The 23,828-nt window shown below is 55.8% G+C and carries 21 protein-coding genes; 7 read left to right on the top strand and 14 right to left on the bottom strand.

Going from position 1 to position 23,828, the window contains the following annotated elements; genetic code table 11:
• Positions 1 to 111: 111 nt before the first annotated feature.
• Entirely contained in the window at positions 112 to 531 is a 420-nt protein-coding gene (locus C3708_RS19265; RefSeq protein WP_095283969.1) for a DUF805 domain-containing protein, read from the top strand.
• Here C3708_RS19265 and fpr read toward each other — a convergent pair whose 3' ends face one another.
• The 4 genes from fpr to C3708_RS19290 form a co-directional block, all read right to left on the bottom strand.
• Positions 532 to 1,278, bottom strand: coding sequence for a ferredoxin--NADP(+) reductase (gene fpr, locus C3708_RS19270; protein WP_095283968.1), 747 nt, complete (start codon positions 1,276 to 1,278; stop codon positions 532 to 534).
• A gap of 96 nt (positions 1,279 to 1,374) precedes the next feature.
• On the bottom strand, positions 1,375 to 2,385 hold the full coding sequence (gene glpX / locus C3708_RS19275) for a class II fructose-bisphosphatase (RefSeq protein WP_103950010.1): 1,011 nt from the start codon (positions 2,383 to 2,385) through the stop codon (positions 1,375 to 1,377).
• 161 nt (positions 2,386 to 2,546) lie between these two features.
• Positions 2,547 to 4,055, bottom strand: a complete 1,509-nt coding sequence (gene glpK, locus C3708_RS19285) for a glycerol kinase GlpK (protein ID WP_095283965.1) — start codon at positions 4,053 to 4,055, stop codon at positions 2,547 to 2,549.
• Between the two features lie 21 nt (positions 4,056 to 4,076).
• Entirely contained in the window at positions 4,077 to 4,922 is an 846-nt protein-coding gene (locus C3708_RS19290; protein WP_103950011.1) for an MIP/aquaporin family protein, read from the bottom strand.
• Positions 4,923 to 5,317: 395 nt separating this feature from the next.
• On the opposite strand from C3708_RS19290, the gene zapB reads away from it, so the two are divergent.
• On the top strand, positions 5,318 to 5,563 hold the full coding sequence (gene zapB / locus C3708_RS19295) for a septal ring assembly protein ZapB (RefSeq protein WP_095283962.1): 246 nt from the start codon (positions 5,318 to 5,320) through the stop codon (positions 5,561 to 5,563).
• Positions 5,564 to 5,747: 184 nt separating this feature from the next.
• On the opposite strand, the gene rraA is transcribed toward zapB, so the two are convergent.
• The 7 genes from rraA to priA all read right to left on the bottom strand — a co-directional run bounded on the left by rraA (position 5,748) and on the right by priA (position 13,731).
• On the bottom strand, positions 5,748 to 6,233 hold the full coding sequence (gene rraA / locus C3708_RS19300; protein WP_095283960.1) for a ribonuclease E activity regulator RraA: 486 nt from the start codon (positions 6,231 to 6,233) through the stop codon (positions 5,748 to 5,750).
• Positions 6,234 to 6,325: 92 nt separating this feature from the next.
• Complete coding sequence (gene menA, locus C3708_RS19305; protein WP_103947774.1) at positions 6,326 to 7,246, bottom strand: 1,4-dihydroxy-2-naphthoate polyprenyltransferase; 921 nt, start codon at positions 7,244 to 7,246, stop codon at positions 6,326 to 6,328.
• Positions 7,247 to 7,313: 67 nt separating this feature from the next.
• Entirely contained in the window at positions 7,314 to 8,645 is a 1,332-nt protein-coding gene (gene hslU / locus C3708_RS19310; protein WP_095283957.1) for an HslU--HslV peptidase ATPase subunit, read from the bottom strand.
• Between the two features lie 9 nt (positions 8,646 to 8,654).
• Positions 8,655 to 9,185, bottom strand: a complete 531-nt coding sequence (hslV, locus tag C3708_RS19315) for an ATP-dependent protease subunit HslV (protein WP_095283956.1) — start codon at positions 9,183 to 9,185, stop codon at positions 8,655 to 8,657.
• 92 nt (positions 9,186 to 9,277) lie between these two features.
• Positions 9,278 to 10,285, bottom strand: a complete 1,008-nt coding sequence (ftsN, locus tag C3708_RS19320; protein ID WP_103950012.1) for a cell division protein FtsN — start codon at positions 10,283 to 10,285, stop codon at positions 9,278 to 9,280.
• Between the two features lie 93 nt (positions 10,286 to 10,378).
• Positions 10,379 to 11,404: a DNA-binding transcriptional regulator CytR gene (gene cytR, locus C3708_RS19325; RefSeq protein WP_095283953.1), complete on the bottom strand. Its 1,026-nt coding sequence runs from the start codon at positions 11,402 to 11,404 to the stop codon at positions 10,379 to 10,381.
• A 131-nt stretch (positions 11,405 to 11,535) separates the two neighbouring features.
• Positions 11,536 to 13,731, bottom strand: a complete 2,196-nt coding sequence (gene priA, locus C3708_RS19330) for a primosomal protein N' (protein WP_103950013.1) — start codon at positions 13,729 to 13,731, stop codon at positions 11,536 to 11,538.
• 202 nt (positions 13,732 to 13,933) lie between these two features.
• On the opposite strand from priA, the gene rpmE reads away from it, so the two are divergent.
• Positions 13,934 to 14,146 (top strand): 50S ribosomal protein L31, encoded by a 213-nt coding sequence (gene rpmE, locus C3708_RS19335; RefSeq protein WP_015960996.1) that lies wholly within the window; start codon positions 13,934 to 13,936, stop codon positions 14,144 to 14,146.
• A gap of 48 nt (positions 14,147 to 14,194) precedes the next feature.
• Here rpmE and metJ read toward each other — a convergent pair whose 3' ends face one another.
• On the bottom strand, positions 14,195 to 14,512 hold the full coding sequence (gene metJ, locus C3708_RS19340) for a met regulon transcriptional regulator MetJ (protein WP_015960995.1): 318 nt from the start codon (positions 14,510 to 14,512) through the stop codon (positions 14,195 to 14,197).
• A gap of 274 nt (positions 14,513 to 14,786) precedes the next feature.
• Here metJ and metB point away from each other — a divergent pair, with 274 nt between their 5' ends.
• The 4 genes from metB (at position 14,787) to katG (ending at position 21,930) form a co-directional block, all read left to right on the top strand.
• Complete coding sequence (metB, locus tag C3708_RS19345) at positions 14,787 to 15,947, top strand: cystathionine gamma-synthase (RefSeq protein ID WP_095283949.1); 1,161 nt, start codon at positions 14,787 to 14,789, stop codon at positions 15,945 to 15,947.
• Positions 15,948 to 15,949: 2 nt separating this feature from the next.
• On the top strand, positions 15,950 to 18,382 hold the full coding sequence (locus C3708_RS19350) for a bifunctional aspartate kinase/homoserine dehydrogenase II (protein ID WP_095283948.1): 2,433 nt from the start codon (positions 15,950 to 15,952) through the stop codon (positions 18,380 to 18,382).
• A gap of 269 nt (positions 18,383 to 18,651) precedes the next feature.
• Complete coding sequence (metF, locus tag C3708_RS19355) at positions 18,652 to 19,542, top strand: methylenetetrahydrofolate reductase (RefSeq protein ID WP_095283946.1); 891 nt, start codon at positions 18,652 to 18,654, stop codon at positions 19,540 to 19,542.
• A gap of 210 nt (positions 19,543 to 19,752) precedes the next feature.
• Positions 19,753 to 21,930: a catalase/peroxidase HPI gene (gene katG, locus C3708_RS19360; protein WP_095283944.1), complete on the top strand. Its 2,178-nt coding sequence runs from the start codon at positions 19,753 to 19,755 to the stop codon at positions 21,928 to 21,930.
• Positions 21,931 to 22,038: 108 nt separating this feature from the next.
• Here the strand turns inward: katG and C3708_RS19365 are convergent, their stop codons facing one another.
• Together C3708_RS19365 and fsa are read right to left on the bottom strand one after the other, a co-directional pair.
• Complete coding sequence (locus tag C3708_RS19365; protein ID WP_095283941.1) at positions 22,039 to 23,142, bottom strand: glycerol dehydrogenase; 1,104 nt, start codon at positions 23,140 to 23,142, stop codon at positions 22,039 to 22,041.
• A 12-nt stretch (positions 23,143 to 23,154) separates the two neighbouring features.
• Positions 23,155 to 23,817: a fructose-6-phosphate aldolase gene (gene fsa, locus C3708_RS19370; RefSeq protein ID WP_103950014.1), complete on the bottom strand. Its 663-nt coding sequence runs from the start codon at positions 23,815 to 23,817 to the stop codon at positions 23,155 to 23,157.
• Between the last annotated feature and the right edge of the window lie 11 nt (positions 23,818 to 23,828).

The following is a 23,828-nucleotide window of genomic DNA, read 5'->3' on the forward strand; positions in this document are numbered from 1 at the left end:
AAAATTGTCCCTGTAGGTAACTGTTCATGATTAAAACGATATCCGGTCTGCTTGTCAAAAGGTCACAACTCCAGGGTAAACTACGCGGCATACAATAAAAAGGAACCTTACATGACCATACAGCAGTGGTTGTTTTCATTCAAAGGGCGTATTGGACGCCGTGATTTTTGGATTTGGATTGGCACGTGGATTGTCGCGATGCTGGTGCTTTTCGGTCTGGCCTACAGCAACTGGCTAGGCACCCAAACGGCGGCGTTTGCGCTGGTGTGTCTACTCTGGCCAACGGCGTCAGTGATGGTTAAACGTCTGCACGATCGCGGACGCTCAGGCCTGTGGGCGCTGCTGATCATTCTGGCGTGGATGCTGGTTGCAGGAAACTGGTCAATGTTGCCGTCAATACTGCCGTGGGTGGTGGGTAAACTGATCCCGACGGTGATTTTTGTGATGACCGTTATCGACCTGGGCGCATTTGTCGGCACCCAGGGCGAGAATAAATACGGGAAAGACACGCTGGACGTGAAGTATCTCTGATCACCAGTAGTGTTCAGCGGTCATATGGCCCGGTCGGCGGCGCAAGTGTTTGGTCATCTGCCGGGAGTCTTTCAGCAACTGCTGGGTATCGCGCACCATCTGCGGGTTACCGCACAGCATCACATGACTGTTTTCGGTGGTCATGGTTAGCCCAACGGCTGCTTCAAGTTCTCCGCTCTCAATCAGCGCCGGTACTCGCCCGGTCAGCGAACCCTCCGCCGTTTCACGACTCACCACAGTCTGGATTTTCAGCTTCCCTTCGTAACGCTTTTCCAGTTCCTGCATCAGCGGGAGATAGCTCAGGTCGGCGGCATAACGCGCGGCGTGAACCAGTACGATATTTTTGAAACGCTCCAGATCCTTCCCGTACTGCAAAATCGACAGATAAGGGCCGATGGCGGTACCGGTGGCTAACATCCAAAGAGTGTCGCAATCAGGAATTTCCTCCAGTACGAAGAAACCCGCCGCTTCGCTAACAATTTGAATATCATCGCCCGGTTTCAGCGCTGCCAGACGCGGGCTTAATTTACCGTCAGGAACGGTGACCAGATAAAACTCCAGATCCGGATTATCGGGCGCATTGACGTAGGAATAGGCGCGCTGCACGCGTTCACCGTCAATTTCCAGCCCCAGCTTGGCGAATTGCCCGGCGGTAAAAGGGTGAATGGGGGCATGCACGGTGAGGCTAAATAGTGCATCGGTCCAGAACTCTACCTTTGTGACTTTTCCTGTTACCCACTCCGCCATAACCTTCTCCTGAGCTGTTTTCTTACGCTATATTCCATTCTTGCGAGGGAGATTTCCAGCCTGTTGCGGCTGGAAAGCTCATTCGAACAAATTGCCTTACAGAATGTGCGTCTGTACGTTCGGGTCTTTGCGATCGAGATAGTGAATCGACTGAATGCGGCGGATGGTGCGGGACTTGCCGCGGATCAGCAGCGTTTCGGTGGTCGCCATGTTGCCCTTGCGGGTAATGCCGTCCAGCAGATCGCCTTTGGTGATGCCAGTGGCCGAGAAGATGACGTTATCGCTGCGTGCCATTTCATCGAGACGCAGCACTTTGTTGGCCTCAATGCCCATCGCTTTGCAGCGGGCCAGCTCATCTTCACCGATACGACGGTTCTCTTCGTTGTCGCCTTTAACGTCATGACGCGCCAGCAGGCGGCCCTGCATATCGCCATCCAGCGCGCGAATGACCGCGGCGGACACCACGCCTTCCGGTGCGCCGCCGATGCCGTACAGCACGTCGACTTCGCTATCGGGCATACAGGTCAAAATAGACGCGGCTACGTCGCCATCGGGAATCGCAAACACGCGCACGCCCAGTTGCTGCATCTGCGCAATGGTCGCGTCGTGGCGCGGTTTCGCCAGAATCGTTACGGTGAGTTCGCTCAGCGGTTTACCCAGCGCGGCGGCAACATTGCGCAGGTTCTCTTCCAGCGGAAGATTGAGATCGATAGACCCTTTCGCGCCCGGACCGACAATCAGCTTTTCCATGTACATGTCTGGAGCATTGAGGAAGCAGCCTTTATCGCCGACCGCCAGCACCGCCAGTGCGTTAGCCTGGCCCATCGCGGTCATGCGGGTACCTTCGATCGGGTCGACGGCGATATCTACCGCGTCGCCGTTGCCGGTACCGACTTTTTCGCCAATGAAGAGCATCGGCGCTTCGTCGATCTCGCCTTCGCCGATGACGATGGTGCCGTCAATGTTGACCTGGTTGAGCATAATGCGCATCGCGTGGACGGCAGCACCGTCAGCGATATTTTTATCGCCGCGGCCTAACCACTTATAGCCTGCCAGTGCGGCGGCTTCGGTTACGCGGGAAAATTCGATAGCAAGTTCACGTCTCATCAGATACTCGTGCAGTCAAAAGGAATTGCACGAAGTTTATCACAGAGTGGGGAGGGGTGCGGTTTGATGCCCTCACCCCGGCCCTCTCCCACGGGAGAGGGAGAAAACCGGCGAGTTCCCTCTCCCTTTGGGAGAGGGTTAGGGTGAGGGGAATGGTCGAATTACTCGTCGTGATCTTCCCACGCCAGCGCGCGTTTCACCGCTTTTTTCCAGCCGCTGTAGCGAACGTTACGCTCGGTAGTTTCGATGCCTGGGCGGAATTCACGTTCGATGACCGCTTTCTCCTGCAGCTCGTCCAGGTTCTGCCAGAAGCCCACCGCCAGACCGGCCAGGTACGCTGCGCCGAGCGCCGTCACTTCACGCACTTCAGGGCGCTCCACGCGGGTGCCCAGAATGTCGGACTGGAACTGCATCAGGAAGTTATTCGCCACCGCGCCGCCATCCACGCGCAGAGCGTGCAGGCGAATGCCGGAGTCAGCCTGCATCGCTTCCAGCACGTCGCGCGTCTGGTAGGCGATGGATTCGAGTGTGGCACGGATGATGTGGTTTGAGTTCACACCGCGCGTCAGGCCGAAGATCGCGCCACGGGCATACGGGTCCCAGTATGGCGCGCCCAGACCGGTGAATGCAGGCACCACGTACACGCCGTTGGTGTCTTTCACTTTGGTCGCGAAATACTCGGAATCGAACGCGTCGCTGATCAACTTCATTTCGTCGCGCAGCCACTGAATAGACGCACCCGCCATGAATACCGCGCCTTCCAGGGCATAGTTCACTTCACCCTTCGGACCGCAGGCGATGGTGGTCAGCAGGCCGTTTTCTGATTTCACCGCTTTCTCGCCGGTGTTCATCAGCATAAAGCAGCCGGTACCGTAGGTATTTTTCGCCATCCCTTCTTTCACGCACAGCTGGCCAAACAGCGCCGCCTGCTGGTCACCGGCGATGCCGGAGATCGGAATACGCGTGCCGCCTTTACCACCAATGTTGGTCTGACCGTAGACTTCGGAAGACTTGCGCACTTCCGGCAGCATGGCGCGCGGAATATCCAGCGCGTCCAGCATCTTGTCATCCCATTCGAGGGTGTTGATGTTGAACATCATGGTACGCGAGGCGTTGGTGTAGTCGGTGACGTGAACGCGTCCCTGTGTCATCTTCCAGATAAGCCAGGTGTCCACAGTACCGAACAGCAGTTCGCCGCGTTTTGCACGCTCACGTGAGCCTTCCACGTGGTCCAGAATCCACTTCACTTTGGTGCCGGAGAAGTACGGGTCAACCACCAGGCCGGTGGCGCTGCGAATGTACTCTTCCATGCCGTCGCGCTTGAGCTTTTCGCAGATGTCCGCGGTACGGCGACACTGCCAGACGATGGCGTTATAAATCGGTTTGCCGGTTTCGCGTTCCCAGACAATCGCCGTTTCACGCTGGTTGGTGATACCAATTGCGGCAATTTCGTCGGAGCTGATGTCGGCTTTCGCCAGCACTTCGACCAGCGTGGAGCTCTGGGTCGCCCAGATCTCCATCGGGTCGTGCTCTACCCAGCCTGGCTTAGGATAAATTTGTTCGAATTCGCGCTGTGACACGCTGACGATATTCGCGTCATGATCCATTACGACAGCGCGGGAGCTGGTAGTGCCTTGGTCGAGCGCAACGATATATTTTTTGTCGGTCATAGTAAGTGTCCCGTAGTCAGATTACAGCGAAGCATTTTGTTGTGCGGTAGAGGTCGTTTCCTTCTCTTCTTCCACACAGGTGTCGCACGGTAAGTGGCGACCAATTAATTTACGATAGCCGAATGCACCCAGCGCAGCCCCTACAATCGGGCCGAACAGCGGCACCAGGAAGTAAGGAATATCTTTCGCGCCGGTGAAGGCCACGTCGCCCCAGCCTGCGAAGAAGGCGAAGGTTTTCGGTCCAAGGTCACGCGCCGGGTTCATCGCAAAGCCAGTCAGCGGCCCCATCGATGCGCCGATGACCGCAATCAGCAAGCCGATCAGCAGCGGTGCCAGCGGGCCACGTGGGATGCCGTTGCCATCATCGCCCAGCGCCATGATGACGCCCATCAGAATAGCGGTAATCACCATTTCAACCGCGAACGCCTGCACAAAATTGATATGTGGGTTCGGATAAGTGGAGAAGATACCCGCCAGATCAAGACTTTCGATACTGCCGCGCACCATATGATGCGTCTGTTCGAAGTCGATGAAAAGATTGTAATAAAGCCCGTAAACTAATGCCGCTGCGCAAAAGGCGCCGGCAAATTGTGAAATGATGTAAGGTACGACTTTGCGTTTATCGAAGCACGCGAACAGCCACAATGCGATGGTCACCGCCGGGTTAAGATGTGCGCCGGAAACCCCTGCGGTCAGGTAGATGGCCATCGCCACGCCCAGACCCCAGATGATGCTGATTTCCCACTGACCGAACGTAGCACCCGCCACTTTCAGTGCAGCAACACAGCCTACCCCGAAGAAAATCAACAACCCGGTACCAAGGAACTCGGCGATGCACTGGCCTTTTAAGGTTGATGTCTGACTCATAATCGGAATCCTGAAGAAAGATGAATGTTATTGTTAGCGCAGCGACAACGGACAGCCGCGATGTCCTGTAGACATGGTGTTAATTTATCGTTAACGAGCAAAAACGAGAAATATCGAAATCAAAATGTGTGGTCTGCGTCAATAAAATGAGCGTTATCGCGCCATAAAGCGCGTTTTTGCATCATCCTTAAAATGAGAGCTGAATCATTTCATTAACTAAAGTATTAACAATTTAGGGGTATATGCAGCGAACGCACCAGGACCAGGATGAAAAGTGTTGCAAACCGCAATCTGCGCGGCGTGCCGCTGGACAGGGACGACGGCGCTCCATACAATCGACAACTATATGTTGTGCGCGTTTTCGTTAAAGCGTCGCCTTGCAATTCAGGAGAGGTATGACCATGTCATTAGAAGTGTTTGAGAAACTGGAATCGAAAGTACAGCAGGCGATTGACACCATCACGCTGCTGCAGATGGAAATCGAAGAGCTGAAAGAAAAGAATAATTCGCTGTCGCAGGAAGTGCAGTCTGCTCAACACGGCCGCGAAGAGCTTGAGCGTGAAAACAGCCAGCTGCGTGAGCAGCAGAGCGGCTGGCAGGATCGTCTGCAGGCACTCTTAGGGCGTATGGAAGAAGTCTAATTCCCTGACATCTTTCGCGCCGTAGCGGCGTTGGCTGCGCACATTCACCCCAGTCACATAGGTTTCTATGTTCCTGGGGATTCATTCGCTTGCCGCCATGCTACAACGCGAAACCTTTAGGGGAATGAAGAGTCGTGACGCAGAAAAGTAGGCCGGGTAAGCGCTAGCGCCACCCGGCTTTTTATTACTCGATATCCAGCGGATCTTCGGAAAGGATGATGCCGGTATTGTCGGCGTAAAGATGGTCACCGGAGAAGAACGTCACGCCGCCGAAGTTGACGCGCACATCGCTTTCGCCGATGCCGTCACCCGCCGCGCCGACCGGAATCGCCGCGATGGCCTGGATGCCAATATCCAGCTCTTCCAGATCGTCCACCTGGCGCACAGAACCGTACACCACCAGGCCTTCCCACTCGTTCTGCACGGCAAGACGGGCAAGATCGGCGTCGATTAACGCGCGGCGCATAGAACCGCCACCGTCGACCAACAGAATGCGACCCCGGCCGTTCTGTTCGAGAAGTTCATACAGCAACCCGTTATCCTCGAAACATTTTACCGTGATGATCTGTCCGCCAAACGAAGACCGTCCACCAAAGTTGGAGAACAGCGGTTCCACGACGTTGACATCTTCCTGATAGATGTCACAAAGCTCGGAAGTATCGTATTTCATAGGTTTACTGTCTGGTTGCTGCGAATGTGTTCAGTATATCGCGCGAATCGCATTGTTTGCAAAATCATCAATTGTTAATTGATATTTGTCAGTTAACCCAGCGTCTGGCTCATCACAATCCCAATGACGAACAACAGGTTAGTCAATAACGCGCCTTTTACCGTGCGTTCGAGCATCGGGGGCATCGCGGCAGGGCTTTTCTCGCGCATCACGAAACGGGCCTGTTTGATCAGTAGCGGTGCGGCCAGGACAAACAGCCAGCCCCAGATGCTGTGCAGAGAAATCAGGTTAAACAGCGCCAGGCATACCAGCGCACCCATCAGCAGGCCGGTGTGATAGCGACGCGCATTCACCGGGCCTAAGCGTACCGCCAGGGTATTTTTGCCGTTCAGACGATCGCTGTCGATATCGCGTAGGTTATTGATGTTCAACACCGCCGCTGCGAGCAAACCGCAGGCGGTCGCCGGGAGGAACAGCGCGGGAATCAGCGTATGAGCCTGCAGATACCAGCTGCCCATCACGCTCAGCCAACCGAAGAAGACCAGCACGGAGATATCACCCAGACCGATGTAACCGTAAGGACGTGTACCGACGGTATAGGTGATTGCCGCCACAATGGCTAACAGGCCTAACACCATAAAGCCGATGAAATCAGCGGTCGTTTTACAGGCCACGGAGACCAGCGCCAGGCCCGAAAGGCAAATCAGCGCGACAGTGATAATCAGCGCACGCTTCATTTGCGCCTGGGTAATCACCCCTTTTTGCATCCCGCGCAATGGCCCGATACGGTCGGGTTTGTCGCTGCCTTTCACCGCATCGCCATAGTCGTTAGCAAGGTTAGAGAGGATTTGCAGCAAACCGGCGGTGATCAGCGCAAGGCCAGCGACCAATGGATCGAAATGCCCCTGCCACCAGGCCAGGGCAGAACCCACAACAATCGCGGCAAATGCCAGAGGTAAAGTCTTAGGACGCAGGCTTTCGAGCCACGCCTGAGTACGGCTGATTTCAGTCATAGTATTTAGCCAATAAAAATGGGGGCAGTAGCCCCCATCAATGATGATGAAATTACATTAAGCGCGATTATAGGATAAAACGGCTCAGATCTTCATCTGCCACTAACGCATCCAGATGTTTACTCACATAATCTGCATCAATGGTAATACTCTGACCGTTCAGATCGCTGGCTTCATACGAGATATCTTCCACCAGGCGTTCAAGCACGGTATGCAGACGACGCGCACCGATGTTCTCGGTGGTTTCGTTCACCTGCCACGCGGCCTGGGCGATACGTTTGATGCCGTCTGCGGTGAACTCGATGTTCACACCTTCGGTCGCCATCAGCGCTTTGTACTGCACGGTGATGGAGGCATTTGGCTCGGTCAGGATACGTTCGAAATCTTCGGTGGTCAGCGCCTGGAGTTCAACACGAATCGGCAGACGACCCTGCAGTTCCGGGATTAAATCGGACGGTTTAGCCACCTGGAATGCGCCGGAAGCGATAAACAGGATGTGGTCAGTTTTGACCATGCCGTGTTTGGTCGATACGGTGCAGCCTTCAACCAGAGGCAGCAGGTCGCGCTGAACGCCTTCACGAGATACGTCCGGGCCGTTGGATTCGCCGCGCTTACAGATCTTGTCGATTTCGTCGATAAACACGATGCCGTGCTGCTCAACGGCGTCGATCGCGTCTTGTTTCAGCTCTTCCGGGTTCACCAGTTTCGCCGCTTCTTCTTCAATCAACAGCTTCATCGCATCTTTGATTTTCAGCTTACGCGGTTTTTGCTTCTGGCCGCCCAGGTTCTGGAACATGGACTGCAGCTGGCTGGTCATCTCTTCCATGCCCGGAGGGGACATGATTTCGACGCCCATTGGCGCTGCGGCCAGATCGATCTCAATCTCTTTGTCGTCCAGTTGGCCTTCACGCAGTTTTTTGCGGAATGCCTGGCGCGCGGCGGATGGCTCCTGCGGCTGCTCTGACTGGCCCCAGTTGTTTTTAGCCGGTGGGATCAGCGCGTCGAGAATGCGCTCTTCAGCCATCTCTTCGGCACGGTAGCGGTTTTTCTCGATTGACTGAATGCGCACCATTTTAATTGCGGAGTCGGTCAGATCGCGGATGATGGAATCCACTTCTTTACCGACATAGCCCACTTCGGTGAATTTAGTCGCTTCGACTTTGATGAACGGTGCGTTGGCGAGTTTTGCCAGACGACGGGCGATTTCGGTTTTACCGACACCGGTCGGGCCGATCATCAGAATGTTTTTCGGAGTCACTTCATGGCGCAGCTCTTCGTCGAGCTGCATGCGGCGCCAGCGGTTACGCAAGGCAATGGCAACGGAGCGTTTGGCGTTATCCTGGCCAATGATGTGTTTGTTCAGCTCGCTGACAATTTCGCGTGGGGTCATTTCAGACATGGGAGATCCTTACGCTTTAGAGGTCAATTCTTCGATGGTATGGAAGTGGTTGGTGTAGATGCAGATATCACCTGCAATACCCAACGCCTTCTCGGCAATTTCGCGAGCGCTCAAATCAGTATTTTCAAGCAGAGCGCGCGCTGCGGCCTGGGCGTAAGGACCGCCGGAGCCGATAGCAATCAGATCATTTTCTGGCTGAACGACGTCGCCATTACCGGTGATGATCAGAGAGGCGTTTTCATCGGCAACGGCCAGCAGCGCTTCAAGTTTGCGCAGCATACGGTCGGTACGCCAGTCTTTCGCCAGCTCAACGGCGGCTTTGACCAGATGGCCCTGATGCATTTCCAGTTTGCGTTCAAACAGTTCAAACAGCGTGAACGCGTCAGCGGTGCCGCCAGCGAAACCGGCAATCACTTTGTCGTTATACAGACGGCGGACTTTTTTCACGTTGCCTTTCATGACGGTATTACCCAGCGTGGCCTGGCCGTCACCGGCGATTACCACATGGCCGTTACGGCGTACACTTACAATTGTTGTCACGAGCAGACCCCCTGGTTACAAATTGGGAACAGATACCCCGAGCCTGTGCTCGGGGCTGAATAGAATGATAGATGGGGGAGATTTTGGGGGTTTCAACCCCCGGAGGCGAGTCGAATGCAGTTTGTGTGACCAGCGACTTTAAGACGGCTGATCGTGCCATCAGCATTATCTTTGCCTTTAACTGGCCCAATGACCACGCGATTCCAGCCGTTGTTGGTGGTAATGCGTGAGTCAAATCCTTCGAACGCGAGCTGTGCACGCACGGTCTCTGCCTGGTCAGCACCTTTAAACGAACCGCACTGTACCATCCAGCGACGCTCGTCTTTTTTCTCTGCCGTTGGTTTCGGTGCTTCGGTGGCTTGCGCTACCGGTGCGCTCTGCTGTGGCTGCGCTTTAGGCTGCTGCGCGGCAGTATGAGCAGGCGTTTGCAGCAGATCCTGATACGGCTGGGTCGAGGTTGCAGGCTTTTGCGGCTGTTGCTGTACTGGCTGTGTCTGCACCGTGCGCGTTGGCTGCTGTGGCTGCTGATAAGGCTGTTCCGTTACACGCGGCTGGGTGCGAGGCTGCTGCACCGGCTGGGTTTGAGCCCACTGCTGTTGTTGCTGCTGCTGCACTTGCTGCTGAACCTGACGCTGACGTTGCAGGGTTTGCTGACGCTGCTGTGGTGTCTGTTCGTTCCACGGCACTTCGTTTAGCTGCGTCGGCTGCTGGCGCATATCGGCCTGCATCTGGGCCAGCAACTGGCGTTGTTCGTTGGTTAACTGATCGGCGTTTTTCACCTCACCACCGGCAGAAGGCTCGGTGGGCGCACGCACGCCAGGCTGGCGGCTTTCCAGCTCTTTAATATAGCGCCAGCGCTCTTCCGGTTTTGGCGGCAAACCATTTCCGGCCACCTTATTGCCCTGAAGGGCTTCAGCATCTTCTTTCTTGTGGTGAGTAATAAAGTACAGACCACCGATGAAGGCCACCAGAACGGCGGCAGCAATCGCGACCATTGCTGGCGAGACAGAAGGCAGGCTACGCTGCTTGCTCCGTGAGGTGCTCTTTTTGCGTCGCGAAGGTGCCGGCTGGCCGCGACGTACATAATCTCGTTGTGCCACTATCGTTTCGCTGTATTTATTCGTTCGTCAGCCCGCCATGTTACTTAAGCGGCGGGCCTTTGACCAGATAAGGGAGTCTGAAAGGCATTTACTTTAAGTAAGCGCCTGTGTGGAACCTCGAACGATCAGTTCGCAATCAAGTAAACGCGAGCCGCTGCTGACCACCTGACCGTGCAGTTGATCGAGAAGCAACAGCATCGCTTCACGGCCAATTTCGTAGCGCGGCTGTGACACTGTTGAAAGTGGCGGATCGCAAAACTCAGAGAGCGAAATGTTATCGAAGCCTATGATCGACAAGTCTTTTGGCACCTGCAAACCGCGACGTTTGGCGTAGGACAACGCGCCCAGCGCCATTACATCGCTATGGCAGAATACGGCGGTGGGTGGCTCTGGCTGCGCGAGTAATTTTTCCAGCGCGAGACCACCGGCTTCGAGGGTGAAATCGCCCCGAGCAATATAGTGAGGATCGACCGTCACGCCCGCACGACGCAATGCCTGAACGTAGCCTTGCAGACGATAATGACATAGCGGCATCTCTTCCGGCCCGGCGATACAGCCAATGCGCTTATGCCCCAGTTCCTGAAGATAGTTCACGGCGTTAAAGGCGGCGGTCAGGTTATCGATGTGAACAGTTGGCAGCTCAAGTTCTGGCGCGAACTCATTCGCCATCACCATCGGTGGCAGATTGCGCTGTTCTTCAATGCTGGCATCAAACGGCAGGCGCGACCCGAGCAGTAACATTCCGTCAATCTGCTTGGTGATAATCAGGTCAATAAAGGTTTTTTCTTGCTGGTTTTGGTGGGCGCAATCGCCGATCAGCACCAGATAGCCTTGTTCGGCAGCGGTCACTTCAATCCCGCGAATAATCTCGCTGAAGAACGGATCGCAAATATCCGGCACGATAACCAGAATCGTGCGCGATTCGTTGCGCTTTGCATTACGTCCCAAGGCTTGCGGTAAATAACCGACTTCCAGTGCCGCCTGCTCTACCCGATTGCGCGTCGCCTGAGAGACTTTATCCGGGTTCATTAATGCGCGGGACACCGTTGCCGTGGAAACTTTCGCTTTCTGGGCAACGTCTTTCATGGTCGCCGAAGCAACCTCTTTCCTGGACTTCAACGTCTTCTCCTCGCAGGACCACCGAACTTCTGACTGAATTCATTTTTACAGATAGTGTGTGGAAGCGGTTACAGAATTTTCATAAAAAGTGTGAGGTGCGTTAAATTTTTCGATCACTCTCGCACCTTTCTCTAACCCTCAATCGGATCGATGTCGAGAACCCACTTCACCTTACGTGCTTCTGGCAAGGTATTAATGAGTACCAGCGCGCCGCTGATCACGTGTTGCAGACGCACACGCGACGGGTGCTGGAGCAAAATCTGCCAGCGATAGCGGCCACCGCGCTTAGGCGCCAGCGCTGGAACAGGGCCTAAAATCCACAGCTGATTGTCCACCAGTGGGCTGGCCTGCAGCAAATTGCGTAGCTGCTGCAAGAAAAGCGGAGCCTGCTGATTATTATGATCTTCTGCACGAATAATCACGTGGCTGGTCCACGGCGGTAATTGCAGCGTCTGACGCTCGGCGAGCGCCTGCTCGGCAAAGGCGTCATAGCCTTTATGCAGCAAGGTTTGCAGCAGTGGATGCTCAGGGTGATGGGTTTGCAGCACCACTTCGCCCTGTTTCCCTGCGCGTCCGGCGCGACCCGCGACCTGGGTATAAAGCTGGGCAAAGCGCTCGGCGGAGCGGAAATCAGCGGAAAACAGCGCGCCGTCGACATCCAGCAGAGCGACCAGCGTGACGTCGGGGAAGTGGTGACCTTTCGCCAGCATCTGCGTGCCAATGAGAATGCGCGCGCCGCCACGATGAACTTCTGCCAGTTGCTCCTCAAGCGCCCCTTTACGGCTGGTCGTGTCGCGATCGATGCGCGACAGCGGCACGCCGGGGAAAAACGGCGCAAGCGCCTGCTCAAGCTGCTCGGTGCCCAGCCCGACCGGCACCATATGTGTGGAGCCACACGACGGGCACTGGCGCGGCACAGGGCGGTGGCTGTCGCAGTGGTGACAGCGCAGATGATGCTGCGCCTGATGCAGGGTGTAATAGTGATCGCAGCGCGGGCACTCGGCAATCCAGCCGCAGTCATGGCACAGCAAGGTTGGCGCGAATCCGCGGCGGTTGAGGAAGAGAATCACCTGATTATCGGCCTGCAAATGCTGGCGCATACGGCCAATTAAGGCCGGAGCTAATCCCGCCTGCACTGGCTGACCTTTCAGATCCAGCACGTGCTGCGTGGCCGGGCGCGCATTCCCCGCGCGGCGCGTCAGGCGCAGCATGTGATATTTCCGCTGCCGCACATTGTGCAGCGTTTCCAGCGCGGGCGTTGCCGAGCCAAGAATGATCGGTATCTGTTCGCTATGGGCGCGATACACCGCCAGGTCACGGGCGTGATAGCGCCAGCCTTCCTGCTGTTTATAGGAACTGTCGTGCTCTTCGTCGATAACGATGACGCCGAGATTTTTAAACGGCGTAAAGAGTGACGAGCGAGTGCCAATCACAATCGCCGCCTCGCCGTTTTTGGCTTTCAGCCAGGCGCTCAGGCGTTCCGTGTCGTTTAGACCGGAGTGCAGCACTTCAACCGGGGCGTTAAAACGCTCACGGAAACGGGCGATGGTTTGTGGCGTCAGCCCGATTTCCGGGACCATCACCAGCGCCTGTTTGCCCTGGGCGAGCACGTTTTCAAGAACGCTCAGATAGACTTCGGTCTTACCGGAGCCGGTAACGCCCGCGAGTAGCCACGCGGAAAAATGGTCAGACGCGCTATGAATTGCGCCGACGGCGGTCGCCTGTTCGGTATTGAGACGCAGCCTGTCGCCCGCCACGGAAAATCCGTCGCGCCAGTCCACCAGGGCGGGGGCTTCGCTGGCGAGCTCGCACAGACCTTTCTTACGTAAACTCTGTAACGCGGCGTCGTTAAAATCTAGCTCTGTCACCTGATGACGCCAGATCCGACCCTGACGCAGCGCGGCCAGCGCCTGCTGCTGTTTGGGGGAGCGCTTCAGGCTGTTGATATCCACGGCCTGGCCCTGCTCAGTGGCAAACCAGTACCACGTCGGTGCGTGGCTGGCGCTTTTTCCCTGGCGCAGCAAAATCGGCAGAGCGTGGAACAGCACGTCGCCAATCGGATGATGATAGTAATCGGCGGCCCACAGCAGCAGACGCCAGACGCTGGCGGAGTAGACCGGTTCGTCGTCCAACACTTCAACGACGGCTTTCAGTTCGTTGAGGGGCAGCTCACTTTTATCGCTCACCGACACCACGATCCCAATGCGCTGCTGTTTGCCAAACGGCACGCTGACGCGACAGCCCGCTTTGGCGCTCATGCTGTCGGGCAGCAGGTAGTCAAAGGTGCGGGGAAGCGGAACGGGCAGGGCAACGTGAGCGACGGGCATCGAATCTTCCTGACTTGAAAAGTGGCGCGTTAGTATACACATTAGATGCTGTAGGTGTGCGGATCAGTTTGCAACCGCTGGCTGGATTCTGTATGATTCGCCGCCTTTGGTGCATTTTGCTTCAAAGAACATACATTCAACATCGCGTGGTGTCTGGCGTTAGGGCTGGAAGAGCGACGCGGCCTTAACTGAGGTTCTCCCCATGAAAAAAGATATTCACCCGAAATACGATTTTATTACTGCAAACTGCTCTTGCGGTAACGCGATCAAAATCCGCTCTACAGTGGGTCACGATCTGAACCTGGACGTATGTGGTCAGTGCCACCCGTTCTACACTGGCAAGCAGCGTGACGTTGCTACCGGTGGCCGTGTTGACCGCTTCAACAAGCGTTTCAGCATCCCGGGCGCTAAATAAGCTACCCGAAAAAAAAGCGCCGAAAGGCGCTTTTTTTGTATCTGCAATTCAGTATTCCCACGTATCCGGGTCGATACCCAGTTCACGCATGATCACTTTCGCCGCTTCCGGGATTTCATCGCTACGCTCTTTGCGTAGGTCTTCATCGTTCGGCAACGGTTGACCAGTAAACGCATGCAAAAATGCTTCGCACAGCAGTTCGCTGTTGGTCGCGTGACGCAGGTTGTTCACCTGACGACGCGTGCGTTCATCGGTGAGGATCTTTAACACTTTCAGAGGAATGGAAACCGTAATTTTCTTTACTTGCTCACTCTTCTTACCGTGCTCAGCGTATGGGCTGATATATTCGCCGCTCCATTCAGCCATGAGACCTTTAATCCTCTTATTCATTAATAAAGGTTAAAACCCTATTCTTGATAAGGCTTTCAACCGTAATCTGGCGTAGTTTACCGTAGAGACGATACCGTGACACGGATATTGCGACTGCGGCGTGCACTAAAGCATGTAATTTTAACGGCTATTCTCGCATTGCTCAATCTATACGCAAAGAAGTTTAGATGTCCAGATGTATTGACGTCTATAGTTTCAGTGTTTACTCTGGTGCCTGACTTTTCACCTCATTAGCCAGGAAGCCTTCACCATGACGCGTAAACAGGCCACTATCGCAGTGCGTAGCGGATTGAATGATGACGAGCAGTACGGCTGCGTTGTCCCGCCGATTCATCTTTCCAGTACTTACAATTTCACCGGATTTAATGAACCCCGTGCGCATGACTACTCGCGTCGTGGCAACCCTACGCGTGACGTGACCCAACGCGCACTGGCGGAGCTTGAAGGCGGAGCAGGTGCAGTATTGACCAATACCGGCATGTCGGCCATTCACCTGGTGACGACGGTGTTCCTGAAACCTGGCGATCTGCTGGTGGCCCCGCACGACTGTTACGGCGGCAGCTACCGTCTGTTCGACAGTCTGGAAAAACGCGGCTGTTACCGCGTTTTATTTGTCGATCAGAACGACGAACAGGCGCTTAAACAAGCGCTTGCAGAGAAGCCAAAGCTGGTTCTGGTGGAAAGTCCAAGCAATCCATTGTTGCGCGTCGTCGATATTGCGAAAATTTGTCAGCTCGCAAGGGATGCGGGAGCGATAAGTGTAGTGGATAATACGTTTCTCAGTCCGGCGCTGCAGAACCCACTTTCCCTGGGTGCGGATCTGGTATTGCATTCATGCACCAAATATCTGAACGGCCACTCTGACGTGGTCGCCGGGGTGGTGATTGCTAAAGATCCTGATGTTGTCACCGAACTGGCATGGTGGGCCAATAACATTGGCGTCACCGGCAGCGCGTTCGACAGCTATTTGCTGCTGCGCGGTCTGCGTACGTTATCGCCGCGTATGGAAGTGGCGCAGCGTAACGCCCAGGCGATTGTCGAGTTCCTGAAAAACCAGCCGCTGGTGAAAAAGCTGTATCACCCATCGCTGCCGGAAAATCAGGGCCATGAGATTGCCGCGCGCCAGCAGAAAGGTTTTGGCGCGATGTTAAGTTTTGAACTGGATGGCGATGAGCAAACGCTGCGTCGCTTCCTGAGCGGGTTGTCACTGTTTACGCTGGCGGAATCCTTAGGGGGAGTCGAGAGCTTGATCTCCCACGCCGCGACCATGACGCACGCAGGCATGGCGCCAGAGGCGCGTGCCGCCGCCGGAATTTCTGAGACGCTGTTACGCATCTCAACCGGTATTGAAGACTGTGAAGATTTAATTGCCGATCTGGAAAATGCCTTCCGGGTCGCAGCCAAGGGGTAATCATGAGTGTGATAGCGCAGGCAGGGGCGAAGGGTCGCCAGCTGCACAAGTTTGGTGGTAGTAGTCTTGCTGATGTGAAATGTTACCTGCGTGTCGCGGGGATCATGGCGGAGTATTCGATGCCGGGCGACATGATGGTTGTCTCGGCGGCAGGCAGCACTACCAACCAGTTGATTAGCTGGCTGAAATTAAGCCAGACCGATCGCCTTTCTGCGCATCAGGTTCAACAAACATTACGCCGTTATCAGAGCGATTTGATATCTGGCCTGCTTCCTGCGGAAGCGGCAGACACGCTTATCAGCGCTTTTGTGCACGATCTGGAGCGTCTGGCCGGACTGCTGGACAGCGGCATTACCGATGCGGTTTACGCTGAAGTGGTCGGCCACGGTGAAGTCTGGTCTGCACGTCTGATGGCCGCGGTCCTCGAACAGCAAGGGCTTGAGGCCGCATGGCTCGACGCGCGTGATTTCCTGCGTGCTGAACGTGCGGCACAGCCCCAGGTCGACGAAGGCCTCTCGTATCCGCTTCTGCAACAATTGCTGGTCCAGCATCCGGGCAAACGCATCGTCGTGACGGGCTTTATCAGCCGCAGTAATGCAGGCGAAACCGTGCTGCTGGGCCGCAACGGTTCGGACTACTCGGCAACGCAAATTGGTGCGCTGGCGGGTGCGTCACGCGTCACCATCTGGAGCGACGTGGCCGGGGTTTACAGCGCCGACCCGCGCAAAGTGAAAGATGCCTGTTTGCTGCCGCTGCTGCGTCTCGACGAAGCCAGCGAACTGGCGCGACTGGCGGCACCAGTCCTGCACGCCCGTACCTTACAGCCGGTTTCGGGCAGCGATATCGACCTGCAACTGCGCTGTAGCTATACGCCAGATAAAGGCTCAACCCGCATCGAACGCGTGTTGGCTTCAGGCACAGGCGCGCGTATTGTCACCAGCCACGATGATATTTGCCTGATCGAATTCCAGGTGCCTGCCGGACAAGATTTCAAACTGGCGCACAAAGATATCGATCTGATCCTCAAGCGCGCCCAGGTGCGTCCGCTGGCCGTTGGCGTACACAATGACCGCCAGCTGCTGCAGTTCTGCTACACCGCTGAAGTGGCCGACAGTGCGCTGAAAATTCTTGATGAAGCGGGTCTGCCGGGCGAACTTCGCCTGCGTCAGGGGCTGGCGCTGGTGGCGATGGTCGGGGCGGGCGTCACCCGTAATCCGCTGCACTGCCACCGTTTCTGGCAACAGCTGAAAGGCCAGCCGGTGGAGTTCACCTGGCAGTCGGAAGAGGGCATTAGCCTGGTCGCCGTGCTGCGCAAAGGCCCAACCGAGAGCCTGATTCAGGGGCTGCACACCACCCTGTTCCGCGCCGAAAAACGCATCGGTCTGGTGCTGTTCGGGAAGGGCAACATTGGTTCCCGCTGGCTGGAGCTGTTTGCCCGTGAGCAAACTACGCTCTCTGCGCGCACCGGTTTTGAATTTGTGCTAGCGGGGGTGGTGGATAGCCGCCGCAGCCTGCTGAATTACGACGGTCTCGACGCCAGCCGTGCGCTGGCCTTCTTCAACGATGAAGCTATTGAACAGGACGAAGAGTCCCTGTTCCTGTGGATGCGTGCGCACCCGTACGACGATCTGGTGGTGCTGGATGTGACCGCCAGTGAACAGCTGGCCGATCAGTATCTCGATTTTGCCAGCCACGGTTTCCACGTCATCAGCGCCAACAAACTGGCGGGTGCGAGCAGCACCGATAAATACCGCCAGATCCACGACGCGTTTGAAAAAACCGGTCGTCACTGGCTGTATAACGCCACCGTGGGTGCCGGTTTGCCGGTCAACCACACCGTGCGCGACCTGATCGACAGCGGCGACAGCATTCTGGCGATCAGCGGAATTTTCTCCGGCACGCTCTCCTGGCTGTTCCTGCAGTTCGACGGCACGGTTCCGTTTACGGACTTGGTGGATCAGGCGTGGCAGCAGGGGCTGACCGAGCCTGACCCGCGCGTGGATCTTGCCGGGAAAGACGTCATGCGCAAGCTGGTGATTCTGGCGCGTGAGGCGGGTTACGACATCGAGCCGGGCCAGGTACGCGTGGAATCGCTGGTACCGTCGGGCTGCGAAGAGGGATCTGTCGATCACTTCTTCGAGAACGGCGACGAGCTGAACGAACAGATGGTGTCACGCCTGGAAGCCGCGCGTGAAATGGGGCTGGTCTTGCGTTACGTGGCCCGTTTTGACGCCAACGGCAAAGCCCGTGTTGGTGTTGAAGCGGTTCGCCCTGAGCATCCGCTGGCGGCGCTGCTGCCGTGCGATAACGTCTTCGCCATCGAAAGCCGCTGGTATCGCGATAATCCGCTGGTGATTCGTGGTCCAGGCGCGGGACGCGACGTCACTGCCGGGGCGATCCAGTCGGATATTAATCGTCTGGCGCAACTGCTGTAGGTTTTGTCTGTGCCCGGTGGCGCTTCGCTTACCGGGCCTACAAGATCAACGCCGGTTTTCTCCCTCTCCCTTTGGGGTGAGGGCCTCAGACCGCGCTCACCCACCCCACCATCATGAACCTTCTTCATCTTCCCTGAACATTCCTCACCGTATTTGCCGATGATTTCTGTTGACGGCATCCCGCTTTTCCGTCATTTTTACATCTAGACGTCTAAACGTATAGCAGTTCACAACACAACAACAATGACACGCGATTGATGAGGTAAGGTATGAGCTTTTTTCACGCCAACCAGCGGGAAGCCCTAAATCAGAGCCTGGCTGAAGTGCAGGGCCAGATTAACGTCTCTTTTGAATTCTTTCCGCCGCGCACCAGTGAAATGGAGCAAACCCTGTGGAGCTCTATCGATCGCCTGAGCAGCCTGAAGCCGAAGTTTGTCTCAGTGACCTACGGCGCGAACTCCGGTGAGCGCGACCGGACGCACAGCATTATTAAAGGCATCAAGGATCGCACGGGTCTGGAAGCGGCACCGCATCTGACCTGTATCGACGCGACCCGCGACGAACTGCGCACTATCGCTCAGGATTACTGGAACAACGGCATTCGTCATATCGTGGCTCTGCGCGGCGACCTGCCACCGGGCAGCGGCAAACCGGACATGTACGCGACCGATTTGGTGGCACTGCTGAAAGAAGTCGGTGATTTTGACATCTCCGTGGCGGCGTATCCGGAAGTACACCCGGAAGCGAAAAGCGCGCAGGCGGATCTGCTCAACCTGAAACGCAAAGTCGATGCCGGAGCAAACCGCGCGATTACGCAGTTTTTCTTCGATGTCGAAAGCTATCTGCGATTCCGCGATCGCTGCGTCACTGCGGGCATCGATGTTGAAATTATTCCAGGCATCCTGCCGGTTTCCAACTTCAAGCAGGCGAAAAAATTTGCCGACATGACCAACGTGCGTATTCCGCTGTGGATGTCGAAAATGTACGAAGGGCTGGACGATGATGCCGAAACCCGCAAGCTGGTCGGTGCCAATATCGCGATGGACATGGTGAAAATTTTGAGTCGCGAAGGGGTGAAAGACTTCCACTTCTACACCCTGAACCGCGCCGAAATGAGTTACGCCATCTGTCACACCCTCGGCGTTCGCCCTGGCCTGTAATACAAAAGCCCTCTTCGGAGGGTTTTTTGTTTTAGGCCATCTCCACTTTCCCTGCCATATCAACGCTCCCGCCCTCGCCAAATAATGAGCTTATAATTTCAGTGGTTAATTAAACGGAAATAACTATCGAATCCGTGCGTTATCTCAACTATACCTTCTAAGCATACGTGTATATCTTTAAGGTAAATACAGTAGAGGGAGCAAAGAAATATGAGCACAGACGATACCCATAACACGTTATCAACCGGACAGTGCCCTTTTCATCAAAGCGGGCCTGACCAAAGCGCCGGAGCGGGTACCAACACTCGCGACTGGTGGCCAAAACAACTTCGCGTTGATCTTTTAAACCAACATTCCAACCGTTCGAACCCGCTGGGTGAAGACTTCGACTACCGCAAAGAATTCAGCAAACTTGATTACTCCGCCTTAAAAGGCGATCTCAAAGCCCTTCTGACCGATTCCCAACCGTGGTGGCCTGCCGACTGGGGCAGCTACGCGGGCCTGTTTATTCGTATGGCATGGCATGGTGCAGGTACCTACCGCTCAGTTGACGGACGCGGCGGTGCAGGACGCGGTCAACAGCGTTTTGCTCCTCTGAACTCCTGGCCTGACAACGTCAGCCTTGATAAGGCGCGTCGTCTGTTATGGCCAATTAAACAAAAATACGGCCAGAAAATTTCCTGGGCTGACCTGTTTATCCTGGCGGGTAACGTGGCGCTGGAAAACTCCGGTTTCCGTACCTTTGGTTTTGGTGCCGGGCGTGAAGATGTCTGGGAACCGGATCTGGATGTCAACTGGGGTGACGAAAAAGCCTGGCTGGCCCATCGCGATCCTGAAGCGCTGGCAAAACGTCCATTAGCGGCCACCGAAATGGGGCTGATTTACGTCAACCCGGAAGGGCCAAACGCCAGCGGTGAACCGCTGTCAGCGGCGGCGGCTATCCGTGCTACCTTTGGCAACATGGGTATGAATGACGAAGAAACCGTGGCACTGATTGCCGGTGGTCATACGTTGGGTAAAACGCACGGCGCGGCATCAGCCTCGCATGTGGGCGTCGACCCTGAAGCGGCGCCAATTGAAGCGCAAGGCTTAGGCTGGAGCAGCACCCACGGCAGCGGTGTCGGCGCAGATGCCATCACCTCTGGTCTGGAAGTGGTCTGGACGCAAACGCCAACCCAGTGGAGCAACTACTTCTTCGAGAACCTGTTCAAATTCGAATGGGTACAGACTCGCAGCCCGGCAGGGGCAATTCAGTTTGAAGCCGTTGACGCGCCAGAGATGATTCCTGACCCGTTCGATCCGTCGAAAAAACGCAAGCCAACCATGCTGGTCACCGACCTGACGCTGCGCATGGACCCGGAATTCGAGAAAATTTCTCGTCGCTTCCTCAACGATCCGCAGGCATTTAACGAAGCCTTTGCCCGCGCATGGTTCAAACTGACGCATCGGGATATGGGGCCGAAAGCACGGTATATCGGTCCAGAAGTGCCGAAAGAAGATCTGATCTGGCAAGACCCGCTGCCGTATCCGTTCTTCCAGCCAACGGCTGAAGACATTGAAAGCCTGAAAGCAGATATTGCGGCTTCCGGGTTGACGGTCAGTGAGCTGGTGTCTGTTGCCTGGGCTTCAGCGTCTACCTTCCGTGGCGGTGATAAGCGTGGCGGTGCTAACGGAGCACGGCTGGCGCTGGCTCCGCAGCGCGACTGGGATGTGAACGCGACGGCGGCCAGGGTTCTTCCGGTACTTGAAGGTATCTACAAAGCTGCCCATAAAGCCTCGCTTGCGGACATCATTGTACTGGCCGGTGTAGTGGGTGTTGAACAAGCCGCGAAAGCCGCTGGCGCGTACATCACCGTGCCGTTTACACCGGGTCGCGTAGATGCGCGTCAGGATCAGACCGATATTGAAATGTTTGATCTGCTCAAGCCGGTTGCCGATGGTTTCCGTAACTATCGCGCCCATCAGGATGCAGCGACAACGGAATCTCTGCTGATCGATAAAGCGCAACAGCTGACGCTGACCGCACCAGAACTGACTGCGTTGGTAGGCGGTATGCGTGTGCTAGGTACCAACTTTGACGGCAGCCAGAATGGCGTCTTCACCGATCGCGTGGGCGTGCTCAGCAACGATTTCTTCGTCAATCTGCTGGATATGAATACCCAATGGAAAGCCACCGACGCCTCAAACGAACTGTTTGCAGGCAGCGATCGTCAAAGCGGAGAGGTGAAATACACCGCAACGCGTGCCGATCTGGTGTTTGGTTCTAACGCGGTACTGCGTGCGCTGGCGGAAGTTTATGCCAGTCAGGATGCCAATGAGAAGTTCGTGAAGGACTTTGTTGCGGCCTGGGTGAAAGTGATGAACCTGGATCGTTTCGACGTTCAGTAATCTTGTGCTCATAAAAATCCCCGCATTGGCGGGGATTTTTTTTGCCCGGCGGCGCTACGCTTGCACGGACCTACGATTTTTGTAGGCCGTGCCACCCGGTACTTTCAGCTATTCCCACTCATGCAAAAAACGCTGCCCATATTGGTCGGCAACTAACAATGCTGCGTACACCTGATCCGGTATCACACCGCCCGGCATGTTGTGAATCGTCTCGCCTTCCGCACAGGACGCCTCTGCCACCAGACGCATTTTCCCCGGAATATCCTCTTTAATATCCAGCTGCGCCAGGGTAATTGGCAAGCCCACACTGTGACACAGCGCGGCAACCGTTTCGATCTCGTCAAGCGGGGCGTTTTCCAGCACCAGTTGAGTGAGCGTGCCAAATGCGACTTTTTCACCGTGATAATAGTGGTGGGCATCCGGGATGGCGGTCAGGCCGTTGTGAATCGCATGGGCCGCGGCTAATCCGCCGCTTTCAAAGCCCACACCGCTCAGGTAGGTATTGGCTTCAATTACGCGTTCGAGGGCGGGCGTCACCACATGCTGCTCGGCCGCCAGCATTGCTTTTTCACCCTCTTCGAGAAGTGTGTTGTAGCACAGTTCGGCCAGCGCCAGTGCGGCTTGGGTGCATTTTCCCCCCGCCATAGTCGTCGCCCCGCTGCGGGAACATGCGCGGGCTTCAAACCAGGTTGCCAGCGCATCGCCAATCCCCGCCGCCAGTAAACGTGCAGGCGCACCGGCCACCACTTTGGTGTCGACGATAACCATGTTTGGGTTATGCGGCAGCATCAGATAACGGTCGAACTCACCGCTGTCGGTATAGATAACTGAAAGGGCACTGCACGGCGCATCCGTGGAGGCAATAGTTGGCGCGATGGCGACCGGCACATCCATAAAGTGGGCCAGTGCTTTGGCGGTATCCAGCGTTTTACCACCGCCGATACCCAACACCGCCTGGCAATCGGCACCTTTCGCCAGCTTGCGCAGGCGGTCGATTTCATTCTGGGAGCATTCGCCGCCAAAGGGTGCAATTTCGACATGCAGTTCAGCATCTTTGAAGCTTTTACGCAGAGTCTCTTCAGCAAAACCGAGAACGAATTTATCGCCGACGACGAGCCAACGTGCGGCCAGGGGCTTTAAGTAGTCGCCGAGGCGAGTGAGAACATCCGCGCCCTGTATGTATTTACCAGGGGATTGAATGATACGGTCCATAACGTTTCTCCTTTAGAGATTGAGGTTACCAAACGCGTTTTTCCAGTCGTGCTCGAACTTCTCTATGGCTGACTCTACCGCGGGTGTACCGAGCATTTGTTGCGCTACATCTAAAGGAAGGGTTATTGCCTCACATCCGGCAAGCAGACAGTCGAGTGCCTGGCGTGGGGTTTTGAAACTGGCGGCCAGCACTTTGCTCTCTGGCGCGTGAAGTTCCAGCAGGGATTGCAGTTCCTGAACCATGCGAATGCCGTCTCCTCCTTGCGCGTCAATGCGATTCACGTAAGGCGCAACGTATTTCGCGCCAGCAACCGCCGCCAGTAAACCCTGCGCTGCGCTATAAACGGCGGTGCCGAGTGTCGTAATACCCTCTTTTTTCAGGATCTTGATTGCCGCCAGACCCTCTGCGGTTACCGGGATTTTCACCACGATACCCGCCAACTCATTGTTCAGGCGTTTAGCTTCGGCCACCATACCGTCTGCGTCGCGAGCTAAGGTCTGCGCAAACAGAATGCCCTCCGGACCGATGGCTTGTTGCAGGCGTGGCAGCACATCCCAGAGGGGTTCGCGGCTCGCAGCGACTATGCTCGGGTTGGTGGTGACGCCAGCAATCGGAAAAATACGGGCCAGACGTTCAACTTCCGCCACGTTGGCGGTATCCAGATACAGTTCCATGACTCTTCCTC

The organism is Lelliottia sp. 7254-16 (assembly GCF_002922995.1).
GTDB lineage: Bacteria > Pseudomonadota > Gammaproteobacteria > Enterobacterales > Enterobacteriaceae > Enterobacter > Enterobacter jeotgali.